General features: G+C 65.5%; 22 protein-coding genes and 7 tRNA genes. 12 read left to right on the plus strand and 17 right to left on the minus strand.

All coding sequences use genetic code 11. The features are described from left to right. Positions 1-2 precede the first annotated feature (2 nt). Positions 3-3,632: a TipJ family phage tail tip protein gene (locus tag ACMZPQ_RS03130; RefSeq protein WP_414486062.1), complete on the plus strand. Its 3,630-nt coding sequence runs from the start codon at positions 3-5 to the stop codon at positions 3,630-3,632. A gap of 319 nt (positions 3,633-3,951) precedes the next feature. Further along, positions 3,952-4,611: a hypothetical protein gene (locus tag ACMZPQ_RS03135; protein ID WP_279944598.1), complete on the plus strand. Its 660-nt coding sequence runs from the start codon at positions 3,952-3,954 to the stop codon at positions 4,609-4,611. Here the strand turns inward: ACMZPQ_RS03135 and ACMZPQ_RS03140 are convergent. Together ACMZPQ_RS03140 and ACMZPQ_RS03145 are read right to left on the minus strand one after the other, a co-directional pair. Then, positions 4,546-5,040, minus strand: coding sequence for a hypothetical protein (locus ACMZPQ_RS03140; protein ID WP_414486063.1), 495 nt, complete (start codon positions 5,038-5,040; stop codon positions 4,546-4,548). The two genes, ACMZPQ_RS03135 and ACMZPQ_RS03140, sit on opposite strands and share 66 nt — an antisense overlap. A 97-nt stretch (positions 5,041-5,137) precedes the next feature. Next, positions 5,138-5,803 carry an SOS response-associated peptidase gene (locus ACMZPQ_RS03145; protein ID WP_414486066.1) on the minus strand — a complete coding sequence of 222 codons (666 nt, stop codon included), beginning with the start codon at positions 5,801-5,803 and terminating at the stop codon, positions 5,138-5,140. Between the two features lie 109 nt (positions 5,804-5,912). On the opposite strand from ACMZPQ_RS03145, the gene ACMZPQ_RS03150 reads away from it, so the two are divergent. Further along, the gene (locus tag ACMZPQ_RS03150; RefSeq protein ID WP_414486064.1) at positions 5,913-6,413 is read left to right on the plus strand and encodes a hypothetical protein; all 501 of its coding nucleotides are present in this window, start codon (positions 5,913-5,915) and stop codon (positions 6,411-6,413) included. A gap of 90 nt (positions 6,414-6,503) precedes the next feature. Here the strand turns inward: ACMZPQ_RS03150 and ACMZPQ_RS03155 are convergent. Next, a tRNA-Leu gene (locus tag ACMZPQ_RS03155) sits at positions 6,504-6,589 on the minus strand. A 132-nt stretch (positions 6,590-6,721) separates the two neighbouring features. Between ACMZPQ_RS03155 and ACMZPQ_RS03160 the strand changes: the two genes are divergently transcribed. Next, positions 6,722-7,102 carry a response regulator gene (locus ACMZPQ_RS03160; RefSeq protein WP_197581607.1) on the plus strand — a complete coding sequence of 127 codons (381 nt, stop codon included), beginning with the start codon at positions 6,722-6,724 and terminating at the stop codon, positions 7,100-7,102. 10 nt (positions 7,103-7,112) lie between these two features. On the opposite strand, the gene ACMZPQ_RS03165 is transcribed toward ACMZPQ_RS03160, so the two are convergent. Continuing rightward, entirely contained in the window at positions 7,113-8,069 is a 957-nt protein-coding gene (locus ACMZPQ_RS03165; protein ID WP_197581609.1) for an SOS response-associated peptidase family protein, read from the minus strand. A 77-nt stretch (positions 8,070-8,146) separates the two neighbouring features. Here ACMZPQ_RS03165 and ACMZPQ_RS03170 point away from each other — a divergent pair, with 77 nt between their 5' ends. After that, complete coding sequence (locus ACMZPQ_RS03170) at positions 8,147-8,563, plus strand: GNAT family N-acetyltransferase (RefSeq protein ID WP_197581611.1); 417 nt, start codon at positions 8,147-8,149, stop codon at positions 8,561-8,563. 132 nt (positions 8,564-8,695) lie between these two features. Here ACMZPQ_RS03170 and ACMZPQ_RS03175 read toward each other — a convergent pair. The 7 genes from ACMZPQ_RS03175 to ACMZPQ_RS03205 all read right to left on the minus strand — a co-directional run bounded on the left by ACMZPQ_RS03175 (position 8,696) and on the right by ACMZPQ_RS03205 (position 10,033). Beyond that, positions 8,696-8,771 (minus strand) — tRNA-Glu (locus ACMZPQ_RS03175). A 47-nt stretch (positions 8,772-8,818) separates the two neighbouring features. Beyond that, a tRNA-Ala gene (locus tag ACMZPQ_RS03180) sits at positions 8,819-8,894 on the minus strand. A 46-nt stretch (positions 8,895-8,940) separates the two neighbouring features. Then, a tRNA-Glu gene (locus tag ACMZPQ_RS03185) sits at positions 8,941-9,016 on the minus strand. A 49-nt stretch (positions 9,017-9,065) separates the two neighbouring features. After that, positions 9,066-9,141, minus strand: a tRNA-Ala gene (locus ACMZPQ_RS03190). Between the two features lie 184 nt (positions 9,142-9,325). Further along, a tRNA-Glu gene (locus ACMZPQ_RS03195) sits at positions 9,326-9,401 on the minus strand. Positions 9,402-9,455: 54 nt separating this feature from the next. After that, positions 9,456-9,531 (minus strand) — tRNA-Ala (locus ACMZPQ_RS03200). Positions 9,532-9,634: 103 nt separating this feature from the next. After that, positions 9,635-10,033: a heavy metal-responsive transcriptional regulator gene (locus ACMZPQ_RS03205; protein WP_197581613.1), complete on the minus strand. Its 399-nt coding sequence runs from the start codon at positions 10,031-10,033 to the stop codon at positions 9,635-9,637. 185 nt (positions 10,034-10,218) lie between these two features. Between ACMZPQ_RS03205 and ACMZPQ_RS03210 the strand changes: the two genes are divergently transcribed. From ACMZPQ_RS03210 to ACMZPQ_RS03240, 7 genes are all read left to right on the plus strand, one after another. Beyond that, positions 10,219-11,286, plus strand: coding sequence for a GlxA family transcriptional regulator (locus ACMZPQ_RS03210; protein WP_197581615.1), 1,068 nt, complete (start codon positions 10,219-10,221; stop codon positions 11,284-11,286). Between the two features lie 80 nt (positions 11,287-11,366). Continuing rightward, complete coding sequence (locus ACMZPQ_RS03215; protein ID WP_197581617.1) at positions 11,367-12,170, plus strand: redoxin family protein; 804 nt, start codon at positions 11,367-11,369, stop codon at positions 12,168-12,170. A 30-nt stretch (positions 12,171-12,200) separates the two neighbouring features. After that, positions 12,201-13,043, plus strand: a complete 843-nt coding sequence (gene dsbG / locus ACMZPQ_RS03220; protein ID WP_197581619.1) for a thiol:disulfide interchange protein DsbG — start codon at positions 12,201-12,203, stop codon at positions 13,041-13,043. Between the two features lie 515 nt (positions 13,044-13,558). Then, the gene (locus ACMZPQ_RS03225) at positions 13,559-15,013 is read left to right on the plus strand and encodes a DcaP family trimeric outer membrane transporter (RefSeq protein WP_197581621.1); all 1,455 of its coding nucleotides are present in this window, start codon (positions 13,559-13,561) and stop codon (positions 15,011-15,013) included. Positions 15,014-15,089: 76 nt separating this feature from the next. Next, entirely contained in the window at positions 15,090-16,442 is a 1,353-nt protein-coding gene (adiC, locus tag ACMZPQ_RS03230) for an arginine/agmatine antiporter (protein ID WP_197581623.1), read from the plus strand. Between the two features lie 20 nt (positions 16,443-16,462). Further along, the gene (locus ACMZPQ_RS03235) at positions 16,463-18,751 is read left to right on the plus strand and encodes an Orn/Lys/Arg family decarboxylase (protein ID WP_197581625.1); all 2,289 of its coding nucleotides are present in this window, start codon (positions 16,463-16,465) and stop codon (positions 18,749-18,751) included. Between the two features lie 28 nt (positions 18,752-18,779). Next, entirely contained in the window at positions 18,780-19,682 is a 903-nt protein-coding gene (locus ACMZPQ_RS03240) for a cation diffusion facilitator family transporter (protein ID WP_197581627.1), read from the plus strand. A 138-nt stretch (positions 19,683-19,820) separates the two neighbouring features. Here ACMZPQ_RS03240 and ACMZPQ_RS03245 read toward each other — a convergent pair whose 3' ends face one another. The 6 genes from ACMZPQ_RS03245 to ACMZPQ_RS03270 form a co-directional block, all read right to left on the minus strand. Continuing rightward, positions 19,821-20,534 (minus strand): energy transducer TonB family protein, encoded by a 714-nt coding sequence (locus ACMZPQ_RS03245; RefSeq protein WP_197581629.1) that lies wholly within the window; start codon positions 20,532-20,534, stop codon positions 19,821-19,823. Continuing rightward, entirely contained in the window at positions 20,527-21,327 is an 801-nt protein-coding gene (locus tag ACMZPQ_RS03250; RefSeq protein WP_197581647.1) for a ChaN family lipoprotein, read from the minus strand. The genes ACMZPQ_RS03245 and ACMZPQ_RS03250 overlap by 8 nt, the downstream gene beginning before the upstream one ends. Further along, on the minus strand, positions 21,314-23,785 hold the full coding sequence (locus tag ACMZPQ_RS03255; protein ID WP_414486121.1) for a TonB-dependent receptor domain-containing protein: 2,472 nt from the start codon (positions 23,783-23,785) through the stop codon (positions 21,314-21,316). The genes ACMZPQ_RS03250 and ACMZPQ_RS03255 overlap by 14 nt, the downstream gene beginning before the upstream one ends. A 64-nt stretch (positions 23,786-23,849) precedes the next feature. After that, a complete protein-coding gene (locus ACMZPQ_RS03260) occupies positions 23,850-24,776 on the minus strand; it encodes a FecR domain-containing protein (RefSeq protein WP_197581633.1) in 927 nt (308 codons plus the stop codon). Further along, a complete protein-coding gene (locus ACMZPQ_RS03265; RefSeq protein ID WP_197581635.1) occupies positions 24,773-25,282 on the minus strand; it encodes an RNA polymerase sigma factor in 510 nt (169 codons plus the stop codon). Before ACMZPQ_RS03265 ends, ACMZPQ_RS03260 begins: the two co-directional genes overlap by 4 nt. Before the next feature lie 112 nt (positions 25,283-25,394). Beyond that, on the minus strand, positions 25,395-25,880 hold the full coding sequence (locus ACMZPQ_RS03270; RefSeq protein ID WP_312647484.1) for a hypothetical protein: 486 nt from the start codon (positions 25,878-25,880) through the stop codon (positions 25,395-25,397). Between the last annotated feature and the right edge of the window lie 22 nt (positions 25,881-25,902).

The following is a 25,902-nucleotide window of genomic DNA, read 5'->3' on the forward strand; positions in this document are numbered from 1 at the left end:
CCATGACCCAACCCAGCGCAGCGGTCATGCGCCAGCTGCCCATTGTCGGCGCCATCCGCAACGAGCTTACCGCGGCCAAGCCGAGTCACCTGCACCTGGGCGGCGCCAAGAAGGGCCAGAGCAAGTCGCGCGAGCCGGTCGAAGGTCCTGACACCCTGCGATCGCGTTCGTTTGCCCGCGTTCTCGACCTCATCAGCGAGGGCGAGATCCGTGGCCTGGTCGCGGGCAACCAGTCGATTTACCTGGACCAGGTGCCGATCCAGAACGCCGACGGCACCCTGAATTTCCAGGGTGTCAGTGTCGAGACCCGCTCAGGGACGCAGGACCAGCCTCACATCGCGGGCTTCCCATCGGTGGAGAACGAGATCGGTGTGGGCGTTGAGCTGCGCAGCAATGCGCCGGTGACGCGTGCCGTTTCGGGATCCAGCTTGTCGGCAATTCGTGTGCGCTTGGCCGTTCCACAGCTGGTGAAGCGCAACACCGAGAACGGCGACGCAGAGGGTTACACCATCGACTACGCCATTGACCTGTCGACGGACAATGGGCCGTTCAATACGGTGATAACGTCTGCCTTCACAGGCAAGACCACGACCGAGTATCAGCGCAGCCATCGCATCGATCTTCCCGCGGGGAGTCAGTGGCAGGCCCGCGTCCGACGGCTGACACCCAACGCTGACAGCCAGACCATCGCCGACACGACCACCGTCGCCTCGATCACTGAGGTGATCGACGCAAAGCTGCGCTACCCGAACTGCGCCCTCTCGGCGATTCAGGTGGACGGCAGCCAGTTCCAGGGCAAGCCGAGCACCGCCTACCGCATCTGGGGCCGCATCATCCGGGTGCCGTCCAACTATGACCCACTGAACCACACCTATTCGGGCGTGTGGGATGGCACGTTCAAGTCGGCATGGACGAACAACCCGGCATGGGTGTTCTACGACATCGTGACCAATGACCGGTTCGGCCTTGGCCACCGGATCCCCCAGGCCTACGTCGACAAGTGGAACCTGTACGCGATCGCGCGCTACTGCGACCAGCTGGTGAGCGACGGCATGGGCGGCATGGAGCCGCGCTTCACGTGCAGCCTGTACCTGCAGACCGAGGCCGATGCGTTCCGTGTCCTGCAGGATATGGCGTCCATGTTCCGCGGAATCAGCTTCTACGCCGCAGGGCAGGTGTTTGCTTCGGCGGATATGCCCAAGGATCCGACCTTTACCTACACCCAGGCCAACGTTGTGGATGGTCGCTTCACAGACGAGGGCACCGGGCGCAAGGCGCGCCACACCGTCGCCCAGGTGTCGTGGACCGATCCTGACGACTTCGGCCGACAGAAGGTCGAGACGGTCCAGCTGCGCAGCGGCATGGCCCGCCACGGCATCAACAGCACCAGCGTCACCGCGTTCGGTTGCGATCGCCGCAGCCAGGCCCAACGCGTTGGCAATCACATTCTCTACAGCGAGAACCTCGAGACAGGAACCATCTCATTTTCGGTGGGCCTTGATTCGCTGCGCGTGAGCGTTGGGGATATCGCCCGCATCGCCGACCCCGACAAGGCCGGGCGGCGCATGGGCGGACGCATCCGTAGCGCTACGGCCAATTCGCTGGTGCTGGACCGGGTGCCGGAGCAAACTGCCGCCGGACATACGATTCACGCCACGCTGCCCAGCGGCGTTACCGAGACCCGGACCATTCAGTCGGTCAACGGCAACGAGGTGCGCGTCACGGTGCCGTGGTCGACCGTGCCGGTCGCGCAGTCGGTTTGGGCCATGGAATCGCCCGAGCTGGCGCTGCAGCTTGTCCGTATCATCTCGATCACGGAGCGCCCGATCACCGGCGAGGACGGCATCACCTACGACGTGGTCGGCCTGAAGCATGTGCCGGGCAAGTTCGCCGCGATCGATGACGGCACCCGGATCGAGCAACCGCCGATCAGCATCATCCCGCCGAGCGTGCAGCCGCCACCGGCCAACGTGCACCTGTCGTCGCATTCGGTCATCGACCAGGGGATCGCCACCCACGTGCTGACGATCGCGTGGGACCAGGCCGAGAAGGCCATCGCCTACGACGTGGAGTGGAAGCGCGGCGACCTGGACTGGGTGCGGGCTGGCCGCTCTTCCACGCAGAGCATTGATGTCCCGGGCGTCTACGCCGGGCAGTACCTGGCGCGCGTGCGAGCGATCAATGCCGTGGGGGCGGTGTCACAGCCTGCGCTAAGCCCGCTGACAAACATCGAAGGCAAGACCACGCCGCCGCCGGCGCTGACCTCGCTGACGGCCACCTCGCTTCCGTTCGCGATCGCGCTGAAATGGGGCTTCCCTCAGGGCGCCACCGATACGCAACGGACCGAGATCTGGCGCAGCACCGGCCCCAACCAGGACAGCGCGGTGAAGCTGGGTGACTACGCCTATCCGCAGGATCGGCTGCAGCTGGACGGCCTGGCCGCCGGCGCCCGGTTCTACTTCTGGGGCCGACTGGTGGACCGCAGCGGCAACATCGGTCCGTGGCATCCGGCCGGCGCCGGTGTCATGGGCGAGGCCAGCACCGACCAGAGCGACTACGACGCCTACCTCGCTGGAAGGGTCAGTGAGAGCGCGCTGGGCCAGAGCCTGCTGGGCAAGATCGACTCGATCACCAGTCTGCAGCCTTTGCTGCCGCTGCTCTGGAGCCCCGGCGCTACCTACAGCCAGGGCCAGACCGTGGTGCGGGATGGCAGAACCTACAGCTGGACCAACCCGACGCCGGGAAACCAGCAGCCACCGGGGCCCAACTGGCAGGACGTGGGTGCCGGCATGGCCGGCTACGGCGCGCTGGTGAGCCAGGTCAACGTCAACACGCAGAACATCGGAATCATCGATGGGAAGGTAACGGCGCAGGGGCAGGTGATCTCCGGCATCACCGCGCAGATCTCTCCCAAGGGGGCAGGGGATGCGAGTTGGGGCGCTGGCAGCGTTGACGTGTACGCGGGCACTGTCACGATCCAGAGCGTGTTCTCCAATGCAGACCTGGCGCAGGCCATTCGTACCGATCAGGTCGAGGTCGGGCTGGGCCAGGCGAATGCGGCAGTGCAGTCGGAGGCCACTGCGCGGGCCACAGCCGATGCATCGCTTGGAAGTCGGGTAGACACCACCAATGCGAGCCTCGCCGACACGAAAGCGACCGTGCAGCAGGTAAGTCAGTCAGTTGTCACGCTGGATGGAAAGGTCAGCAGCACCTACACCTTGCGCGCGCAGGTCACCGCGGGCGGTCAGATCTATGCGGCGGGCATGGGCCTTGGCGTTGAGCAGCAGCCGGACGGCAGCTATCAGAGCCAGATCCTGTTCCAGGCCGATCGCTTGGCGCTGATCAACCTTGTAAACGGGCAGGTGACCACGCCCTTCGTGATCCAGGGCGGCCAGACGTTCATCAGCCAGGCGCTGATCGGCACTGGCTGGATCCAGAACGCGATGATCGGTGACGTGATCCAGTCGACGGCGGTCGGTGCTGGCGGGCAGCCGCGGTGGAAACTCGACAAGAACGGAACGTTGACAATGACGGGACCGAGCAATGGGGGATACCTCACGATCAGCGATAGCCTGATCAGAGTGTTCGACGGGAATGGGGTTCTGCGCGTACGAGTGGGGGTGGGCTTTTGAGTCAGGGACTGCAGGTTTTCCATGCTGACAGAAGCGTGGCGCTGGACACGAATTGGCGGATCACTCGCGTCATGGGCAGCGTCGTAACGGGAATCGTGGATGGATTCATTGATGTGCCCAGCCTGGCTCAGGGGGCGCCCTGGTACAGTCTCCTAGCTGCAGATTTCGGCAACATCGTTCCAAACGTAGAGATCAGCGGAACTAGGATCAGCTGGAGTTTCTTCAATGCAGGTGGGACTGCGTATGCCCGCTCTGCGACCATTGTCTATGGGACCTACTGATGCCAGCCGGGATAACCGTATACAACGACGCCAACACCGTGCAGATCGGTGACGACTACAACAACCTCTGTCTCATCAGTAAGGTGTCAGGCCAGTCCACCTTCGACGTCGGCTCAACGGAATCCTGGGGCACGCGGCCGCACGCCGATGTCTCGTTCACCGTGACCGGCTCGAACCCGCCGATGGTTGCGGTGGACACAAGCCAGATGCACTTTTTGCAGCTCAGGAGCGTGGTTGGTAACACTTACAACTACCGAATCTGCTTCGGCGCAAACGCTGGTACTTACGCATACACCTGCTACTTCTTCGACAAGCCGCCGAACTCATCACCGTCAACATACGGGTTGCAGGTCTTCGGTGCCGACGGGTCACTTAGGTACGACTCGCTATTTCGATATGCGCGGGTCGTGGATTTCCTTCGGATCGCCTACAACTCCGGATCGGAGCTGTCCTATCCGGTTCCGGCGGGGAGGACCTACCTGATGGTGCATGCGCAGCCAGGAATGGTTACCGCGAACGTGCCCATTCCAGGTGGCCCGAACTCGTACTACAACATTGTCCAGATCAGAGGAAGCTACAGGCAATCCGCTGATCTGAAGACGGCCATCTATACTGTGCAGACTGGACCCTCTTCATTCCTTAATCCTATCGTCAACTACGACGCCCGATTTTTGGTGCTCGACGTAACGGGATTTTGAAGCCCGGCCAATAAAGCGGCTGGTTCCTGGCCCATCTTGGAAATACACGTTCCTTCCATGCACCAGATAGCCGGGTGTTTCGTAGTCGCTCGGCGAGAATTCTGGGGTGGCAAGGCGGGGGTGGCTGTGGACCGTAACAAAATCCCCTTTGGGTACGTCGCAGCTCGTCAGTCTTTTGCTGGTTCGTACGTCAACCATATGCCGGTCATCCTCGTTGACAATGACGGCACAGACCTCTGCATTGATCCTGTCAGTCTCCTTCGAGATCCGGTAGGCAATTCGCAGCACGAACGCCTCCACGCTCTCACCCTGGAAAGAGGTTTCATGGAAAAGGCTGACCGTTCGCGGCTGACCGATGATGGCGTCGGCCGCGAAACCTTGTGAGGATGCAGTAAGACCGATAATGGCGGTGATGAGGGTCGCACGCATCCTGCACTCCGGGTAGAGGGGAATGGGCAGAGGTTACGCCCAATCGGGGGCATGCGCCTTATGCAAAGCCGTTCGCGTTTGGCCGCCGCGAACATGTTCAGGCCACTGGCTCGAGCAGATCCTCGCGGTTGTTCCGCGGCGTGTTGACCGAGCGGCTGACCCGGTAGGCCTCCATGGCCGGCGGCTTGCTGGCTAGGAGCATCTCCATCGCGTCGTCAGGGCTGCCGCCCATCCACTCATCGATCTGGCCGACGGTCAGCCAGACCGGCATGCGGTCGTGGATGTCGGCCGATACGCCGCTGCTGTCGCCGGTGATGATGGTGAAGGTGCCCAGGCTGCCGTCGGGCAGCACCGGACTGGTGTCCTCCCACAGGCCGGCGGCCAGCAGTGGCCCCTTGGCGTGGATGAACCACGGATCCTTCTTCCCGTCCTCAGGGCTGACCGACCACTCGTAGTAGCCAGCCATCGGGATCACGCACCGGCGCTTCTTGAACGCTGAGCGGAATGCAGGCTTCGTGGCCACCGTCTCGATGCGGGCATTGATGGTCGAGCCCTGCAGGCCCTTGGCCTTGGCCCAGAACGGGAGCAAGCCCCACGCCAGGCGGGTCACCTGTCTACCTTCGCCGCGGTCCAGGATCACCGAAGCGCGCTGCGTCGGCGCCAAGTTGTAGCTGGGCTGGATCTCGGCCAGGCCGGGGGCAAGGTCAGCCAGCCCCGGCTGGCCGAAGTCGATCACGGGGAGCTGGACGAATCGGCCGCACATGGCCGGAGGGTAGCGCTGCCGGCCGTGGCCGGCATGTGATCCCGAACGGTTCATGGAGGTGGCCGCGCCGTTCGCAGGATCTGCGACGGCCGGTCGTATCCTTCCGGCCATGTATTCCTCCCACGGCTTCCGCACTGCCCCGATTCCCTCTGGCTGGGTTCAGACCGGCGAGCGCTGGGCGCTCTGGTACAACGGCCGGGAAACGGCGAACGTCACGTTCGATGGCGGTCCTGGCGTCCGGCTGTGGATGGAAGGCCAGAAGATGTGGCAGACCAAGGAAGCGCGCGCGGCCAACGTCCGGCAGGCGAAGCGCTACGCGGAGCGCTGGTGCGCGGCCAGGCTCTATCCCTATCTGCCCCTGCGCGAGGCAGTCGCCCGGCTGACCGACAGCACGCCGATCCAGCCGCCGTCACCACTGCCCGGCCTGCCGCCGACCCGCGAGCAGCAGCAACAGGCTCGTCGCTTGGCTGAGGCTGGAGCTGAGGAGGTCGAGCGGATCAAGGCAGCGCTGGAGCCACGCAAGCCGCCGGCAGAGACCAAGCCCCGCCCGAAGGACGCGCGCAAGGCGTGGGTGAGGGCAGGGCTGCAGCAGATGCAGCGCGGCGTGTAGCGAGAGGGTAGTTAAGAAAAAAGGCGGAGCCGGAAGATTCACGACTCCATTACGCCATTTTCGTTGAAGCCCTTATGCTGCAAGGGTCTTTGGTGCCGGTGAAAGGACTCGAACCTTCATGGGGTTACCCCCGGCTGATTTTGAGTCAGCTGCGTATACCATTCCGCCACACCGGCAGGCAGCGTGCGAGTGTAACCGAGGTCAGCCGGGCTTTCAAAGGGGGAGGGGCGATCAGGGCGCATCCTGTCGGCATCGCCCCCATGGTGGCTATACTGCGGCGGCTTGTATGCCTCCAGGAGCAGTAGCCAATGACCGTGTTGCAGGACCTGAGGGTGCTGGTGGTCGAGAACGACGAGATGAGCGCCGCACTGCTGCAGATGCAGCTGGTGCACGCCGGCGCGACCGTGGTCGGGTTGGCGGCGAGCGTCGCCGAAGCGCTGCGGCTGCTGGAAGACACCACGCCGGATGTGGCTCTGCTCGACTATCGCCTGGCCCACAACGAGACCAGTGAGCCGGTGGCTGCCGCGTTATCGGCACGACGGGTGCCCTTCGTGCTGGCCACCGGGATGCTGGCCGAACAGCTGCCGGCGTCGATGCTGGCCGGAACACTGCTGGTCAAGCCGTATCTGTCGGCGGATCTGACCCGGGCGCTGGATCGCGCAGTGGGCCGTTCCAGCGTCAAGGCCTGAGTTCTACGGCTCAGGCGATCTCTTCGTACACGTAACGGATGTCCTCGCGGTCATCGAGGATGCGGTACTGCCGTGGCAGGTCCTCGGGATCCGGGTTGAGCCACGCGTCCAGGTGCTCCCGGCGGATGGGTACCACGCCACGATCGTGCCCGGCTGCGGCAATGTCGCTGGGCGGGGCATCGGTGATCGTGGCAAACGACAACAGGCGGCCTTCCGGTCCCTCCCATTCCGCCCACAGGCACGCCAGCAGCAGGTCGCGCGGCGGGTCGGTGCGGAATTCCAGCACCACGTCCTGTTCCTTCTCGTCGGTTTCGAGCGAGCGCCCGGCGATGGCGTGACGGGGCACGTGTTCGTAGAACGCCTGCACCACCACCACGCCGTGACGCAGGCCGAATGCACCTCGCCAGTAGCCTTCCAGGCTGTCGCGCCGCGCGTTGTAGGTGCCGGGGTAGAGCACATCGTTGCGCGCCGGCTTGTCGGGCAGCCGGCATTGATAGCGCATCGGCTTGATCACCCGCTGGCCGTTCTCGCTGACCATCACCGGTGCATAGGTACCCGGAAAGATGCGGTTGTCGCGTGGCAGCAGCTGCACCCGGTGCAGGTCTTCCAGCCGCGCCTGCGCACGCTCGATGCGGTTGCCGGCCACGCGCAGGTCGTTTCGTGCCTTCTGGGTAGGGCGGGTGGCGAGGGTGGCATGGGCGATGTCCCGGCGTTCACGCTGCCGGGAGAGTTCGGCTTCCAGGTCCTGGCGCTCCTGCGCATGCCATTGCTGGATCTTCGCGACGATGTCGCGGCCCTGCTCGGTGCGCGCGCCGGCAAAGCCATCATCCATGGCCTTGGGGGTCTTCGGGCGCTTTTTGCCGGGATCGTGCGCGTACAGCTCGGCGAATTCCTCCAGCGAGAGGATGGCGCCGAACTCGCGCACCAGTTTGGCGTAGTCGGCGCGGATCAGGGCGGAATAGCACATGGGAACTCGACCAGCATGGGTCGCAACGGCTGCGACGCGGATGCGGCAGGATAGCTCCACCTACAGGGAGAAAGCGCATGAGTGATTCGGTCGCCTGCCAGTTCCGCGAGGCCGTGCCCACGGTGGAGGACTACTGCCAGCTGCGTGTACTGGCCGGCCTCAGTGCCAAGAGCCCGGAAGCTGCCAGCCGCGCGCTGCCCAATACGGTGTTCGGTGTATGTGCGTACCAGGGCAGCGAGCTGGTGGCGATGGGACGCATTGTGGGTGATGGGGGATGCCACCTGCAGGTCTGCGACATCGCCGTGCTGCCCCGGTTGCAGGGGCAGGGGCTGGGCAAGGAGGTCATGCAGCGCCTGGATGCCTGGATGCAGGTGAACCTGCCGCCGTCGGCGTATGTCAGCCTGCTGGCCGATGGCGAAGCGCATCGTCTGTACGCACAGTTTGGATTCGCACCCACCGCGCCGGCCTCGATCGGGATGTATCGCCGGTTCTGAGGGGAGGGGGCCATCCACGCATGGCGTGGATCTGCCCGGGCCCTGCGGTAGATCCACGCCATGCGTGGATAGGGCCTTCCCATGAAACGCAGGCAAAGAAAAACCCCGGCCGAAACCGAGGTTTTTAAGAATTGGCGTCCCCACGGGGATTCGAACCCCGGTCGCCACCGTGAAAGGGTGATGTCCTAGGCCTCTAGACGATGGGGACGCACGAAAACTTCAAGTTGTAGATGCTTCGACGGCCTAATGTCGAAGTGGTGGAGCCAAGCGGGATCGAACCGCTGACCTCCTGCATGCCATGCAGGCGCTCTCCCAGCTGAGCTATGGCCCCGATGAAACTCCGGATGATCTGCCGGGAGCAGAGTCCGTTTTATAACTGGCGTCCCCACGGGGATTCGAACCCCGGTCGCCACCGTGAAAGGGTGATGTCCTAGGCCTCTAGACGATGGGGACGCACGAAAAACTTCAAGTTGTAGAACTCTCGACGGCCTATTGTCGAAAGTGGTGGAGCCAAGCGGGATCGAACCGCTGACCTCCTGCATGCCATGCAGGCGCTCTCCCAGCTGAGCTATGGCCCCGTGTTACCGAGCCGCCTATCATACCTGCGTGTTCACATTTGTGGAAGTCTTTTTTGAACTTTTTTCGTTCCGGTTCAACCGTCGCCACAAGGGCGGGGGAGCCGCAACGCCACAACCTGAATGCCGGTAGGCGGTGAACAAAAAAGACCCGGTTATCGGCCGGGTCCTCGTTGTTCATGATGAGTGGCGTCCCCACGGGGATTCGAACCCCGGTCGCCACCGTGAAAGGGTGATGTCCTAGGCCTCTAGACGATGGGGACGCAATTCTCATCAATGTTCTTTAGCGACCTTTCGACGGCCTAATGCCGAAAGATTGGTGGAGCCAAGCGGGATCGAACCGCTGACCTCCTGCATGCCATGCAGGCGCTCTCCCAGCTGAGCTATGGCCCCACGTCGCTGAGGAGCGAAATAATAGCCTTGCCCCTGGGGGTTGGCAAGCATTTGTTGCACTTTTCTTCACGCCCATCGGCACGTCGAAGTCGGCCTTGCACCGCTATCGGTTTTCATCGGTCAACGCGGCCAGGATCGGGCATTGATCCAGCGCGCCATGGCCCGGGCAGGCCTCGACCAGTTGCGACAGTGCCGTGTGCATGCGTTGCAGTTCGGCCATGCGTTGCGCGATGTCCTGCAGGCGAGCCTGGGCGGTGTCGCGCACGCTGCCCATGTCCTGTTGATGGTGATCGCTGAGCGCAAGCAGTTCGCCGATTTCCTCGAGGGTGAAGCCCAGCGCCTTGGCGCGCCGGATGAACCGCAACCGACGCAGGTCCGGGTCACCGAAGATGCGGTAGCCGCCGGCCGAACGTGCCGCCTTCGGCAGCAGCTGCTGCCGTTCGTAGTAGCGGACCGTATCGATCGGTACGCCCGCCTGGCGGGCCAGTTGTCCAATGTTCATGACGGAGTCCTGCGGATGCTCGCGCCATTGTGAAGTCTTGAGTCTGGTCAAGCGTCAAGCCCCGGTCTGAATGCCCGTATTCAGCGCACTTTGCAACTTTCTTCATAGCCCCGCCGCAGGACCAGTTCCTACCCTTCGCCTGAACCGGCCGTTCGATGGCCGGACATGAATCGAGGAGAGGGTCTATGGAGGGAATCAAGCACGAAGGATTCGTCGAGGTCGCGGTGGTCGAGTACCCCGGAGGCGACCCTTCTGCGGCTTCGGTGCTGGCGGAAATGGCGCACGTCGCCAATCGCCTGGCCCAGCAGCAGCGGCGTCCGTTCAAACGGGTCGTGGTCACCCGCTGGATCGTCCCTGCCAGCCAGACCGGCGTGCACCGCATCGCTGGAGCGGAGATGCTGGACGCGGCCATTCCGGCAGTGATCGCCGTTCCCGGCCAGATCAGTCCGGGTACCTGCCTGCGTGCCGAGGAGGTCCTGCTGGACTGGCTGCGGGCCCACTACGACGGTGGCAGCCTGTTGGCCGCCGCCAGCGATGGGGTCAGCGTGCTGGCGCGCGCGGGCCTGCTGGCCGGGCGTACGGTCAGCGGGCCCGATCTCGGCCGACATCCCGGATTGCAGGCACAGGCAGCCAGTTGGGCGCCGAGCGAACGGGCGCTGGTTGACGACGGCGATCTGCTGACGGTGGGCGGATCGCAGGCCTGGCGCTTCCTCGGCCTGCGGCTGTTGTACCGGCTGCATGGCCAGGGGGTGGCGAGTACGGTTGCACAACAACTGGGAATCACCGTGCCGGCGGCGATCCAGCAGGACCTGGAGCGCTTCAGTGCCAACTTCGCCCACGGCGACCGCGATGTCCTCAAAGCGCAACGTTGGCTGCATACAACGGCGGCACGAGGCGCGACCTTGGCTGCAATCTGCGAGGTCTCCGGGCTGGAGCCGCGCACGCTGCAGCGGCGGTTCCTGCGCGCCACCGGTCTGCGACCAATCGAATACTGCCAGCGGCTGCGCATTGCCAAGGCGCAGACCCTGCTGCAGCAGGGGTCGGGGATCGACGAGGTGGCGTGGGGGGTGGGCTATGCCGACCAGAGCGCGTTCCGTCGCCTGTTCCTGCGCATCGTCGGCATGACGCCTGCCAACTATCGCCGTCACGTCAACAGCAAGCGGCGTGAACGTCCTCTGATGCCGGCAGTAGCAGGTAGTCTGCGCGGGCTGCAGGCGCCTTCGGCGGCACAGCTGGGGCGAAGTGCTGCGTGATGCCTGTTGTGCGGCGGCGCTTGCAACCTGGGCGCGCCGCTTCGACCATGCAGGCAGTTGATGACTGAACGGGTGGGCTGATGTCGAGCGTTGGACCGGTGCCGATGCCGGTGGTGTTGATCCTTGTCTGCGCGATGTTGGCGATGGTCATAGCCCATCTGTGGCCGCGCAGAAGCGATGACATGCCGTTGCCGTCGGCAGGCAGCATGGTGCTGGACATGCTGCTGATCGGTCTGCTGTGCGGTCGCATCAGCTTCGTTGTTTTGAACTTCACCCTGTATCAGGAGGCACCCTGGAGCATTCTGCAGATCACCGATGGCGGTTATCACGTGGGCGTGGTGCTGGTGGCAGGGCTGGCGTGGGGCCTGTGGCGGCTGCGCCCGTGGCGCGCGCTGCGGGCGTCGGTGCTGGCGGGTGCGCTGGCCGGTGTACTGGCGTGGGTGGGAGGCGGCCAGGTGCTGTCGGCCTGGCAGGAGCGGCAAATGCCGTTGCCCACCCTGCAGGTGGTGGACCTGCACGGTGGCAAGGTCGATCTGCAGCAGTTTCGTGGAAAGCCTTTAGTACTGAATCTCTGGGCGACCTGGTGCGGGCCCTGTCGACGGGAGATGCCCGTGCTGTCGGCAGCACAGAAAACGCACGCGGAGGTGCAGTTCGTGTTTCTCAACCAGGGGGAAACGCTTGGCGAGGTCCAGGATTTCCTTGCTGGTGAAGGGCTGGCGCTCGGCAATGTCCTGCTCGACTATCAGGCCGCCGCTGCCACCGTGCTGGGTGTGCAGGCCTATCCCTCAACGCTGTTCTTCGATGCCGATGGCCGCCTGCGTGAACTGCACCTGGGCGAACTGACTGCAGCCGGTCTTGAACACAAACTTCGCCGGCTGCGGTAGCCTGCGCGGGCATCTCACTACGGAGTTCTCATGTTGTCGACTTCCCTGCGCACTGCCCCGGCGGTGCTCCTGCTGCCGGTCATGCTGGCATTGGCCGCCTGCAGCCAGGCGCAGACACCGCCGGGCAAGACTGCCGCGGCACCGACCGCAAGCGCGTCGGCCACTGCCACCCAGGGTGATCGCCCTGCCGTGTTGAAGGGCATCGAGAAGCACGGCTTCGAGGTCGTCGCCGAATTCGATGCGCCAGGCGGGCTGCGAGGCTTCGCCGGTGTGGTGGGTGGCCAGCAGCCGGCTGCAGCCTATGTCACTGCCGATGGCAAGCACGTGCTGGTCGGCAGCCTGTTCGATGCTGAAGGCAACGACGTGGCCGCCGAGGCGGTGGAGAAGCTGGTGGCCGCGCCGATGTCGGCCAAGATGTGGACCAAGCTGGAAGCCAGCGCATGGGTGCGCGATGGCAAGGCCGATGCACCGCGGGTGGTCTATACCTTCAGCGACGCCAACTGCCCCTACTGCCACAAGTTCTGGGAAGCGGCACGCCCCTGGGTCGATGCGGGCAAGGTCCAGTTGCGTCACATCATGGTGGGCGTGATCCGTGAGGACAGCCCGGCCAAGGCGGCGGCGATCCTTGCCGCGCGCGATCCGAGTGCGGCGCTGCTGCAGAACGAGCACCAGTTCGACCGTGGCGGCATCAAGGCATTGCCGAGCATCAGCCGCGACATCGCGGGCAAGCTCGACGCCAATCAGGTGCTGATGGTCGAGATGGGCTTCCAGGGCACGCCGGGTATCCTGTTCCAGGACGCGCAGGGTCAGGTACAGCGTCGTGCCGGCCTGCCGCAGGGTGATGATCTGCAGACGGTGCTCGGCCCGCGCTGATCGAAACCCGCATCGCATGACGTGAACCGCAGGCCCGCATGGTGACATGCGGGCCTGCTGCGTCCTGCGGTCAAGCCAGACACAACCGTCTGCGCATGACCTGTCCTTCGTCACGCCTGAATCGTGACTGAGATCAAGCATTGCGCCTTGATTCCAATCAAGGCCGAAAACGGCAGGTGGACTAGCCTTTGACGCATGGAATACAGCGTCAACGCGCCATGGATGCCGCGCCGCGGCTGCCCTGATCCGGGCAGGCCGGCACAGCCATTCACGACACTCTCACTCCCTGCTTGTTACCCAGTCGGCTGCGGTCGCCACCTCTCCGGCAGCGCGGCCTCGATGGAGTCGACATGGGTGCAGGCAGGGCAGTGTCATCGTTCTGTTGCCTGCCACGCGCAGGCTGACCGGTGTCGTCGACGCAGTACCCGCATTTCCAGCAACGGCAACGCGAAGCCAGGGCGGCGCATACGTGCGCTCCGGGAACGTGATGCGAGTGTTCGTCCGGGGAGGATGCCATGCGTTTGGCGGTACTGAGTCTGGCATGTCTGGGTGCACTGGCGATCACGCCAGCGTATGCGCAACCGCTCGATGTGGAGGATGCGCAGGCACTGCGGCGTGAGATTGCCACCATGCGCCAGGCGCTGGAGGGCATGCAGCAGCGCCTGGACCGGCTTGAACAGCGCGACGCGACACCTGCGGCTGCGTTGGCGCAGGTGCCGGCAGCGCCTGTAGCGCCAGGTGCTGCAACGGCGGTCACCCCGGCCACGGCTGATGTGATCCATCGCACCCAGGTGCCGGGCGTGGCGCAGCCGGTGCTGCCGCAACGCGAATCCGTGGCCGATCCGTCCACTGCGGCATCGCGTCCGGACAGTGCGGCCGGCCCAACCGATCCCGACCTGAAGGGTTTCTTCGCCATTCCCGGGACCGATACGGTGATCCGCATCGGGGGCTACGCCAAGCTCGATGCCATCGCCGACTCGCGCGCGGCCGGCGACGAGGATCAGTTCATTCCGTCATCGATGCCGGTGGGTGGCAGCCATCGCGACGTGTCCAACTTCAATATCCACGCCAAGCAGACCCGCTTCAGTTTTGAAGCGCGGCGCCCGACCACGCACGGCAATCTGCGCTTCTACCTGGAAAACGACTTCTTCGGCAGCAGCGACGGCTATGAGTTCCGGCTGCGCCACGCGTATGGCCAGCTCGGCAATACCTACGCCGGCTACGGCTACTCCAGCTTCATGGATCCGGACAGCCTGCCCGACACGCTGGATTTCGCAGGGCCGGGCGGCGCCGGCTATCTGCTGGTGGCGGGCATTCACCACAGCTTCGCGATGGGCAAGGGCAACACCCTGACCGTGGCGGCCGAAGACCCGAAGACCGAATTGGCTGGCGCCACCGAGGAACGGGCCGCCGTGAACCGGCTGCCGGATGTGACGGTGACTGCGCGCATGGAACGCGACTGGGGCCATCTGCAACTGGGCGCGGTGGCGCGAAGCCTGGCCTATGACGGCGATGGCGAGCGCGACCGGCGCATGGCCGGTGGCCTGCAGCTGAGTGGCTCGGCCTCGATGGGCGAACGCGACCTGTTGCTGTTCGGTGCCCTCGGTGGCCGCGGCCTCAGTCGCTACACCGCCGACCTGACCGGCTCCGGCCTGGACGCGGTGGTCGGCGCCGATGGCCGCCTGGATGCATTGGACCTGCACGGTGGCTTCGTGGGTTACACCCATTACTGGTCCGAGCTGTGGCGTTCGAACCTGATCTTCGGCCAGCTGACTTTGGAGCGGAACGCGGCACTGGCGGCCGACGCGTTCCGGCAGAGTCGCTACGGCGTGTTCAACCTGATCTGGAGCCCGGCGCCGTCGTGGACGATGGGCATGGAGCTGCTGTATGGCCGCCTGGAACAGCAGGGCGGTGCGCGTGGCGACACGGTCCGGGTGCAGGGCAGTCTGCAATACAACTTCATCAAGTAAGCGCCAGCGGCCGTACGCCAGCGCAACCGTCCCCACGCCCGGTCGCACCGGGCTCATGCCAGTACAGGAGATTGTCATGGCAGAAGCAAAGAAAATCGGGGTGGTCGGAGCCACCTTCCTCGTCGCCGGCAACATGATGGGCTCGGGTGTGTTCCTGTTGCCGTCCAGCCTGGCCAAGATCGGTACCGCCTCGATCTGGGGCTGGCTGATCACCACTGCCGGCGCGCTGCTGCTGGCGTTCGTGTTCGCCAAGCTGGGCAAGCTGGCACCGAAGGCGGGCGGTCCGTACGCCTATGCGCGTGACTGGTTCGGGCCCTACATGGGCTTCCAGACCAATACCATCTACTGGTTCGCCAACTGGATCGGCAATGTCGCCATCCCGATCGCCGCGGTGGGCTACTTCAGTTACTTCTTCCCGATCCTGTCCGAGCCGCTGGTGCGCTGCATCGCGGTACTGGTGCTGGTGTGGGCGCTCAGCTTTGCCAACATGATCGGCCCGGCCTTCGTCAGCCGCGTGCAGACCGTCACCACCAGTTTCGCGCTGGTGCCGATCCTGGGCATCGCCATCTTCGGCTGGTTCTTCTTCGATGCCGACATCTTCAAGGGCGCCTACAACGTGTCCGGCGAATCCAACTTCGGCGCGATCTCCAGCGCCGCCGCGCTGACCCTGTGGGCCTTCATTGGTGTCGAGTCGGCCTCGGTGACGGCGGGCGTGGTCGAGAACCCGGAAAAGAACGTTGCCCGCGCAACCCTGGCCGGCGTGTTCCTGGCCGCGATCGCCTACATCGCCAGTTCCTCGGTGATCATGGGCATGGTGCCCAATGGTGAACTGCAGACCTCCGATGCGCCGTTCGCGTTGGCCGCGGCCAAGGCAGTGGGTGGCTGGGGCGGCGCGCTGGTCAGCCTGTGCGCCTTCATCGGTGCCGCCGGCTCGCTGGGCGGCTGGATCCTGCTGACCGCACAGAGCGCCAAGGCAGCATCGGATGACGGCCTGTTCCCGAGCATCTTCAGCAAGACCAACAAGGATGACGTGCCGGTCAAGGGCGTGCTGATCGTGGCGGTGCTGATGACCCTGGCGGTGCTGGTCACCTCCACCTCGGAAACCGCTTCGGCGCAGTTCGACGTCATCACCTCCGCGGCGGTGGTGCTGACCCTGCTGCCCTACATCTACTCGTGCGTGGCCTGCTACTTCGTGGTCGAACGCTCGCACACGATCATCCATACCGGCGCGTTCTGGACCCTGACCAGCCTGACCGTCGTGTACTGCCTGTGGGCGATCTACGGCTCGTCGGGAACCATCGTGCAGTACGCGTTCCTGTTCGTGCTGTTCATCACCGTGTTCTATCCCTTCTTCAGCGAGGAGCGCCGCCAGCAGCGGCGGCGCGCCCGCGAGGCATCGGCGATCACCGCCAGTGCCCAGCGTTCCTGAGTTAGACAAGGAGAATCAACGTGTACTTCAAGTCCCTGGACTATCCGGTCATTGTCATCGACAACGACTACGATTCGCCGCGCATCGGCGGCATTCTCATCCGTGCGCTGGTGGAGGAGCTGCGCAGCAATGACCAGCGCGTGCTGTGCGGGCTCAACCTGGATGATGCCCGTGCCGGTGCCCGCACCTACGTGGCGGCCTCGGCGGTGCTGATCTCGATCGATGGCAGCGAAGAGGTGGACGGCGAATTCCAGCGCCTGACCGCCTTCCTGCGTGAGCAGAGCGCACGCCGCGCCAACCTGCCGGTGTTCCTGTACGGCGAGCGCCGCACCATCGAGAAGGTGCCGAGCAAGCTGCTCAAGTACATCCACGGCTTCATCTTCCTGTTCGAAGACACCAAGAGCTTCATCTCGCGGCAGGTGATGCGCGCGGCCGAAGACTACATGAAGAACCTGCTGCCGCCGTTCTTCAAGGCCCTGATCCACCACGCTGCCGAATCGAACTATTCCTGGCACACGCCGGGCCATGCCGGCGGCGTGGCCTTCACCAAGTCACCGGTGGGGCGCGCCTTCCACCAGTTCTATGGTGAGAACACCCTGCGCAGTGATCTGTCGATCTCGGTGCCGGAACTGGGCTCGCTGCTCGACCATACCGGCCCGATCAAGGATGCCGAGGAAGAGGCAGCGCGCAATTTCGGTGCCGACCATACGTTCTTCGTCACCAACGGCACCTCCACCGCCAACAAGATCGTCTGGCACGGCACGGTGGCCCGTGGCGACGTGGTGTTCGTCGACCGCAACTGCCACAAGTCGCTGCTGCACGCGCTGATCATGACCGGCGCGGTGCCGGTGTACTTCACCCCCAGCCGCAACGCGCACGGCATCATCGGCCCGATCAGCCTGGACCAGTTCACGCCCGAGTCGCTGCAGCAGCGCATCGCCGCCAATCCGCTGGCCAGCAAGGCCTACCAGGCCGGCTCCAAGCCGCGCATCGCGGTGGTGACCAACTCGACCTACGACGGCCTGTGCTACAACGCCGAGAAGATCGCCGACGAGATCGGCAGCGCCGTCGACTTCCTGCACTTCGACGAAGCCTGGTACGCCTACGCCGCGTTCCATCCGTTCTACGAGAACCACTACGGCATGGCCAAGGGCAAGCCGCGTGAGCAGGATGCGATCATCTTCACCACCCATTCCACCCACAAGCTGCTGGCCGCGTTCTCGCAGGCCTCGATGATCCACGTGCGCAACTCCGCGCAGCGCAACCTGGATGCCGAGCGCTTCAACGAGTCGTTCATGATGCACACCTCGACCAGCCCGCATTACGGGGTGATCGCGGCCTGTGACGTGGCCTCGAAGATGATGGAAGGCGACGCCGGCCGTTCGCTGGTGCAGGAGATGCATGACGAGGCGATCGCGTTCCGCCGCGCGATGCTGCACGTGCGCGATGACCTGGGCCGCGACGACTGGTGGTTCAGCGTGTGGCAGCCCACCAAGGTCGAGCGCAGCCTGGACAAGGGTGATACGCCGGCACCGCTGGTAGCCAAGCGCGAGGAGTGGTACCTGCAGCCGGATGCGCACTGGCACGGCTTCGAAAACCTGGTCGACGACTATGTGCTGATCGACCCGATCAAGGTGACCCTGCTGACCCCGGGGCTGGCGATGGACGGCAGCATGGGCAAGCTGGGCATCCCGGCGGCGGTGCTGAGCAAGTTCCTGTGGGGCCGCGGCATCACGGTGGAAAAGACCAACCTGTACTCGGTGCTGTTCCTGTTCTCGATGGGCATCACCAAGGGCAAGTGGAGCACGCTGGTCACCGAGCTGATGGCGTTCAAGGAGCTGTACGACCGCAACGCGCCGCTGAGCCAGGCATTGCCATCGCTGGCCGCTGACTATCCCAATGCCTATGCCGGCTGGGGCCTGCGGGACCTGTGCGACGCGCTGCATGCGTTCAACCAGGAATTCTCGGTGGCCAAGGTGATGCGCGAGATGTACGTGGACCTGCCGACGCCGGTGATGACCCCGGCCGATGCCTACAACCATCTGGTCAAGGGCCAGATCGAGCGGGTCGACATCGAGCAGATCAGTGGCCGTGTCGCCGCGACCATGCTGGTACCTTATCCGCCGGGCATCCCGACCATCATGCCGGGTGAGCGCTTCGGCGACAGCGACGAGCCGATCATCCAGTCGCTGCGCATCGCCCGCGAGCAGAATGCCCGTTTCCCGGGCTTCGAGTCGGACGTGCACGGGCTGATCATCGAGCACGAGGGCGATGAGACGTCGTACAAGGTGGAGGTGTTGAAGGCCTGACCGGCGACGGTCGGCCCTTCGGCGAACGATGGATACCGCGCGCGAGCAACGCATCCTGAAGTTCTCGATCGGGGTCACCATTGCGGTCAGCGCGGTCGGCTTCATCGGTGGCCTGCTGGTGGGATCGCAGGCCATCCTGTTCGATGGTGTGTACAGCCTGGTCGACGTAGCCCTGACGCTGGTGTCGTTGTCGGTACTGCGGCTGGTGGCGCGGGAACAAAGCCCGCGCTTCCAGTACGGCTACTGGCACCTGGAACCGATGGTGGAGGCACTCGGCGGGGTCATCCTGTCGCTCGCCTGCGTCTATGCGCTGGCCAACGCGGTGATTGGATTGACCACGGGCGGGCACGAAGTGAAGTTCGGGCCCGCATTGTGGTGGGCGGCGTTGCTGAGTGCCAGCAACCTGGCAATGGCCGCGTTCGTCGCGCAGCGTGCAAGGCGCCTGCGCTCGGCGCTGCTGTGGTTGGACGTGCGCGGCTGGCTGCTGGGCGGATTGATGAGCCTGGCGGTGGTGCTGGCCTTCGTGCTGGCGCTGGGATTGCACGGCGGCGAGTGGCATCACTGGGTGCCCTATCTGGATTCGCTGGTACTGGCGTTGATCAGCCTGGCCGTGCTGCCGGTGCCTGCACGCAGCGCCTGGAGGGCCATGCGTGAAGTGCTGCAGGTGGCGCCGGATGACCTGGACCGGCGCGTACAGCAGGTGATGCAGGCGTTCGTGGCCGAGCGTGGCTATGCCGGTTTCACCAGCCACGTGGCGAAGATGGGGCGGATGCGCTTCATCGAGATCCATGTGCTGGCCGACCCGGCGACGCCGTTGGGCTCGGTGGGCGAGGTCGATGCGATGCGTGACGAGATCGCGGTGCGGCTGGATGCTCGCGGCAGCACGTTCTGGTTGACCATCGATTTTACCGCCGATCCGGCGTGGACGTGATCCGGCATCGTAGGGTCGAGCAAGCTCGACGCTACGAGGGATCGCGATCATTGCGCGTGCCGGACTACTCTGTTGCGTCGGATGTAGTTGACCTCAACCCGGGTTGAGGTCGCAGACTGCCTCGCAGTTGCATATCGCCTAGCGCAGGTAGTATTCCACCGGCACCACCAGTTCCTGCGGCGCCTTCATTTCAGCGGGAATGGACGGCAGCGGCTGCGCGCGGCGGAAGGTCTGCAGCGCCGCATCATCCAGCATCGGCTGGCCACTGGACTGCTCCAACCGCAGCGCCAGCAGCCGACCTTCGCGGTCGATGCTGGCCCTGACCCAGGCCGTGCCCTGCTGGCGACGCGAGCGCGCGGCAGCAGGGTAGTAGCGATAGCGCTCCAGCCGCGCCATCAGGCGGGCTTCCCACTGGTCGCTGGCGGCGCCGGCCTGGAAGTCCGCAGGGGGTGCGTCTGGAGCGGGCGGCGCGGCCGTGATCGATGCGGGTGCGGGACTTGCATCGGCCACGGCCGCTGGCGGGGCGACCGGCAGCGGCTGCCGGCCACGGCCACCGGTCTCGCTGGCGGCCAGCTCACCCTCGCGTGCTGCGGTGGGGGTGGGCGGTGGGGGCGATTTCGTCGGCTGCGATGCACGTGCCTGTTGCGCCTGGCTGGGCGTGTCGGCCTGGCGTTCCTCCACCGGCTGCGGCGGCGTGGCCGGTGCCAGCAGGCGCAGGCTGATGCGCACGTCCTGCTCGGGCGGCGGGAGTGACGGCGGCGTCGCAACCCAGTGCACCAGCAGCAGCAAAGGCAGCAGATGCAGGCCGATGCTGATCGCGACCGCGCGCCAATGCTGGCCGCGTTCACTCATCGTCCAGCACCCACAGCAGGTCGGCGTCGGTCGCATCGACCTGTTCGCCTGGCGACGCCAGCACGATCACCAGCGCTGCGCCGCCCGGTGGTAGATGGCCCGGCACGCCGGTGCCGCGCAGCACATGCCAGCGCCCGGCGACCAGCAGCGCCGGGGCCGGCGCATCGGTCAGTACGTGTGCCATGCGGCGATCGCGGGCGTACTGTACAGCCAGCATCCCGTCCAGCATCGGTGCTGCATCTGCATGCTGCGCCAGCACCACCGCCGACAACCGTTGCCGAGCCGCAGCAACCGGGAATGCGACCGGTTCCGACGAGGCCAGCAACGTGTTGACCTCGGTGCGCGACAGGTTGCCGCCGACCAGCGCAATGCCCGCAATCGCGGCGTCCTGCACGAGCCCGCCGTAGGCGGCCCACGGCCAGCGCGCATCCCAGTCCAGCAGTTCCTGCAGGCGTGAGCCGTCGGCGTGATTACCCTTGGCAAGCCAGCGCTGCACGCGTTGCAGCCGCGGCTGGCGCTCGCTGGCGATCATCTCCATCACCAGCGCACCCTGCGGGCGCTGCTGTTGCAGCGTCTGCAGCAACCAGCGCTGGGCAGCATGGTCACCCGGCAGGTCATGTCGCTCGCCCAGCAGCAGTCGCTGGGCGCCAGCCGCACGCTGGATGAACGCGGCCTCGTCCAGGCGCTCGCCGCTGGCCAGGTCGATCACCGTGCCGGGCATCGGCTGCGCGCTGGCCAGTGCGGCCAGCGCGAGCAGGCACAGCGGCAACCAGCGACGGCTAGAACGCCACAGTGACGCCCATCGAGACGGTGCGGCCACGGCCGTTGCCGCGGTCCAGGATCGGGCTGAAGATGCTGTCGATCGAGGCATTGTTGTCATAGGACTTGTTCTGCAGGTTTTCGATGTTCAGCCACAGCGTGGTGTTGGGCTGGGGCTTGAAGCTGGCGTAGAAGTCCAGCAGCACGCCGGTGCCGCCGGTCTTGCGGGTCTGGAAGAAGTCGTAGCCTTCCTCGGTGGGACCGGAATACTCGGCGCGCAGGCCGGCCTGCACGCGCTGCTGCCACCAGCGGCCGCCGACGTCCAGCGTCCAGTAGCGGTCGGGCAGGGCGGTGATGTCTTCCAGGTTGACGAACTCGATGGCCGGCGCGCTGGTCTGCGAGCGGGTCCAGCTGAGGGTGGCGTGGTAATGCTCGCTGGCGTAGTGCGCCTCCAGCTCGATGCCGCGCATGCGCACGATGCCCTGGTGGTTCATCCAGCGTGTGGTGGCACTGAAATCGTCGGCATCCAGCACATCGGTCCAGGCGTTGAGCTGCGGGTCGCTGTCGATCGGCACCACGAACGGCGCCACTTCCGGTGGATGCACGATCAGCAGGTACTGCGGCTTGATGTAATCACGGATGCGGTTGTCGAACCGGGTGATGCGCAGCTGTGCCAGGTCGCCGTCAACCAGCAGCGAGTCGGTGCTGAGGTTGGCGCCGAACTGCAGGTTGCGCGAGCGCTCGCGGCGCAGGAACGGATTGGCGCCGACGCCGTCGGCATCGCTCATGCCCTCCAGCGGAATCTTTTCGAAGAACATTTCCTGCACCCGCGGTGGCCGCGAGGTGCGTGAGACTTCCGCGAACAGCTGCAGCCAGTCGGTGGCCTGCAGCGAAACCGCCAGGCTGGGGCTGAGTGCACGCTCGGTGCGGCGCACATCGATGTCGCCGCCGTTGATCTCCGCGCACTGGCCCGGCACGTCGGAGAACGTGGGGATATGGCCACGGATGCCATAGCGGTCCTGGCGCAGGCCGGCGGTCACTGCGTAGATGTCGTACTGCAGTTGCAGCGTGCTGAACACGCTGTCGAGCTGGCTGCGCCCCTGTGGGTTGGCGCCGCGCAGGGTCGGCGTGTCGGCCACGAAGATGTCCGACTGGTGCTTGATGCCGGTGTTCCAGCGCGCCTGCAGCGCGCCGATGTCGAAGCGGCTGGTGTTGTCCACGGTCCAGCTGCTCAGGCTGCTGTGGGTGCGGCGGCCGATGTAGCTCGAATCCTCCACCGGCGGGTAGAACAGCCGGGTCTTGTTGCTGGCGAAGGTCGCACGCAGGTCAATCCACGGCGTATAGGGCGTGTAGTGGTAGCTGGCGCGCTGGTTGCGCGCGGAAATCTGCCACGGGTAGTTGTGGTAGAAGTCGTTTTCGTAATGCATGTGGCTCAGGTCGAGCCGATGCTGGTCGCTGGGCTGCAGGCGGGCTTTCAGCAGCCAGCTGCTGGGCTGCTGGCTGCCCGGATCGGCACTGTTCTTCTGCCCACGGGCGGTGGCGTATTCGCTGCTGCGGCTGCTGCTGGCAGCGGCCAACAGGCCGAACTGGCGGTCACCGCCGTCCTCGCTGTGGCGCCAGGCGCCGGCGAAGGTGCGGCCGTTGCCATAGCCGTTGTTGCCTTGGCGGTAGCCCGCGCGCAGGCCCCAGTCACGGCCTGCGCCGAGCAGATCGTCGATGTCCAGGGTGCGGAAGTTGGCGCTGCCGGCCAGCGTGCCAGCGCCATCGCCACCGGCAACCGCGCCGCGCTGCACGTCCACGCCGGCCAGCAGGAACGGATCGACGTACGCGAACGGCCCCCCCGAGCCGTGCCCGGCATTGTTGCGGAACGTCTGGGTGACGCCGTCGATCATGGTGTTGACGCGGCCGGAGCCGGTCATGCCGCGGATGTTGAGCTGCAGGCCGGGCTGGCTGCGCGAATGGAAGCTGTGGGTGCCGGGCATCGAGCGCAGCAGGCTGTTGCCTTCCTGGCGCTCGGCCATGGCGATGCGCTCGCTGCCGATCGCGGGCGTGAAGCCATCGCGGGTGGCCGGCACGTACTGGCTGGCGCCGGTGCCTGGTGCCTGGCCGTGCGCGGTGTCGCCCTGCACGCGCAGGGGCCCGGTGCGGCGGCTGCCATCGCGGCGCTCGGCGGGCGCTGGTTCCAGCGTGGCACGACGTGCATTGATGAAACGTGGGCGCAGGCCACTGCCGACCAGCAGGTGTGACAGGGCCTGCGCATCGTCGAAATCGCCACGCAGCGCCGGTGCCGCGTGGCCGGCGGGAAGCGCCGCGGCAACGACCAGATCGATGCCGGTCAGCCGGCTGTAGGCATCCAGCGCGGCAGGCAGTGGTTGGGCGGGCAGGTCAAAGGTGCGTGTGGCGGCCTGTGCGTGGGCATTGGCGGGCAGCAGCGCAACGGTGCTGGCGCAGGCCAGCGACAGGGCAAGGACAAGGGGGCGGGGGCACAGCATCGGGGGCTCCAGGGGCTGACGCAGAGCGTCGTCATCCTGGGCAGACGCAGAAGAGGGGCCGATGTCAGGGTGCATTGCGTTGTTCCCGTCGCGGCGGCAGCCATACCTGCATCCCTGCACCGATCCGCAGCACGCGGACGTGCAGTTGCGAGGCCAGCTGGTCGCGATTGCCGGCCGCGCCGTCGGCACTGCCGAGCAGGGTAACCGGCTGTTGGCGCAGGCGCGCGCCGACAATCCAGGTGTGCCCGCCGTGCCAGCGATCCAGGCCTTGGGTTACTTCGGCGAGCGGCGCAGAGACCCAGTGCAGGCGCCGCTCGCGCCAGGCCAATGCACCTGCATCGGCGGCGCGGGGCAGGGCCGGCGTCTGGCCGTCGAAACGCAGCTGCTGGCCTTCGAGCGCCTGCAGGCTGTCGCTGCCGCTTTCCACGCCGACGCGATGCTCGGTGACGGTGACCACGCTGCTGCTGCCCTGTACGGCAAGGTCGAAGGCGGTACCCAACGCGGTGACGGTGCCGTGTGGCGTATGCACCTGGAACGGTCGCCGGGCGTCGGCAGCCACCTGGAACCAGGCCTGCCCGCGTTTCAGCTGCAGCTGGCGGCGTTCTGCGCTGATGCGCACGTACACTTCGCTGCCCGGCGACAGCAGGACATGCGAACCGTCCGGCAGGGCTTCGTCACGGATCTCGCCGGCGGCGGTGCGCACTACCTGTGCGGCAGGCGGCGAGGTATGGCGACTGTAAAGGCCGAGCGCACACAGCAGCAGCACCGCAACGCCAGCTTCACCCAGGCGCCGCCGCTGCCGCCGTTGCTGCTGCCGCTGCAGGCTGGGCATCGCCGCGCCGGCCTGCCACAGCTGCTGCAGGTGCAGGTACTGTGCGGCATGGCGCGGATCGGCTCGACACCACTGGTCGAACGCGTTCTCGTCGCGGTCGCCGTCGTGCCCATCCAGCCACCAGCGGGCGGCTTCGCGTGCAATTGCCTCCTGGCTCATGGGCTGGGCACCTGCTGCAGAGCAACCAGGGCGCGCAACAGGTGGCCATGCGCGGTCTGCCGGCTGATGCCAAGCTGGCGGCCAATTTCAGCCAACGCCATCTGTTCCACGCGGGCCAGCAGAAAGACCTGGCGCGAGCGCGGTGGCAGCGCGGCGATGATCGCATCGAGGTGACGCAGCTGCTCTGCATCCAGCAGGCGCTGCTCCGGCAGGGGCGCAGGGTCGGCGATGGCATGCAGCTGGGCGTCATCCAGCGTCTCTTCGCGACGGCGCTGGCGCTGCCGGTAGTGATCCGCGATCAGGTTGTGGGCAACGCGGTACAGATAAGCGCGGCCGTTGTTCAGCAGGCCGCTGGCAGCGACCTTGACGACACGCAGCCAGGTTTCCTGGACGACGTCATCGGCGTCGCTGGGTTGCGGGAGTTTGCGGCGGACATGGGCGCGCAGCGGCCGGTAATGGGCCGCGCACAGATGCGCGACATCCGTCGGTTCGACAGGCGTGGACACGGGGCGGGCGACAACTGGGAAAGGGAACAGCCCGCGGCGGCAAGGGCAGCGGCTGCACCTTACAGCAAAAGAGAATCATTTGCATCAAGTTGTCGGGTGGCCGGCTGCCTGGTCAGCCCGTATGGCTGGCGCGTCGCATGTCCCGCAGCAGCCGGTGGGCGGGAAACGTGCGCAGCGTTGGATGCTTTTGCCGATGGTAGACATTCCAGTAGCTTGCGGCGCGCTGTAGGCAGCGTTCGAAGAAGAGGGAGTTTTCGCCGATCAGCGGCGCGTAGGCGGTCAGGCCGATCTGCCGGGCCTGCTGATCGATCGCCAGCGCTATCTCTTCGACATACTCATTGAGCTGCGCCAGATGGAACGCCAGCGCCCACGGTGCAGAAACCGGCCCCATCGCCTCGATGGCACGTTGTCGCATGAATCCATCCGGATGGCGGGTGATCAGGCACAGGCACAGCAGGCGTGCATCGCCATGCAACGAAGATGCCAAGCGGCTCAGGCGCGTGCTGTCGGCGTAGATGCGATAGGGGAAGCGCAGCATTTCTCCACCGATCAAAAGCCGGTAGTCGCCATTGCTGGGCTGCAGCTCGATGCGTTGCAACCGTTGCTGAAGATCGCAGGCG

Source organism: Stenotrophomonas maltophilia (assembly GCF_047497515.2).
Taxonomy (GTDB): domain Bacteria; phylum Pseudomonadota; class Gammaproteobacteria; order Xanthomonadales; family Xanthomonadaceae; genus Stenotrophomonas.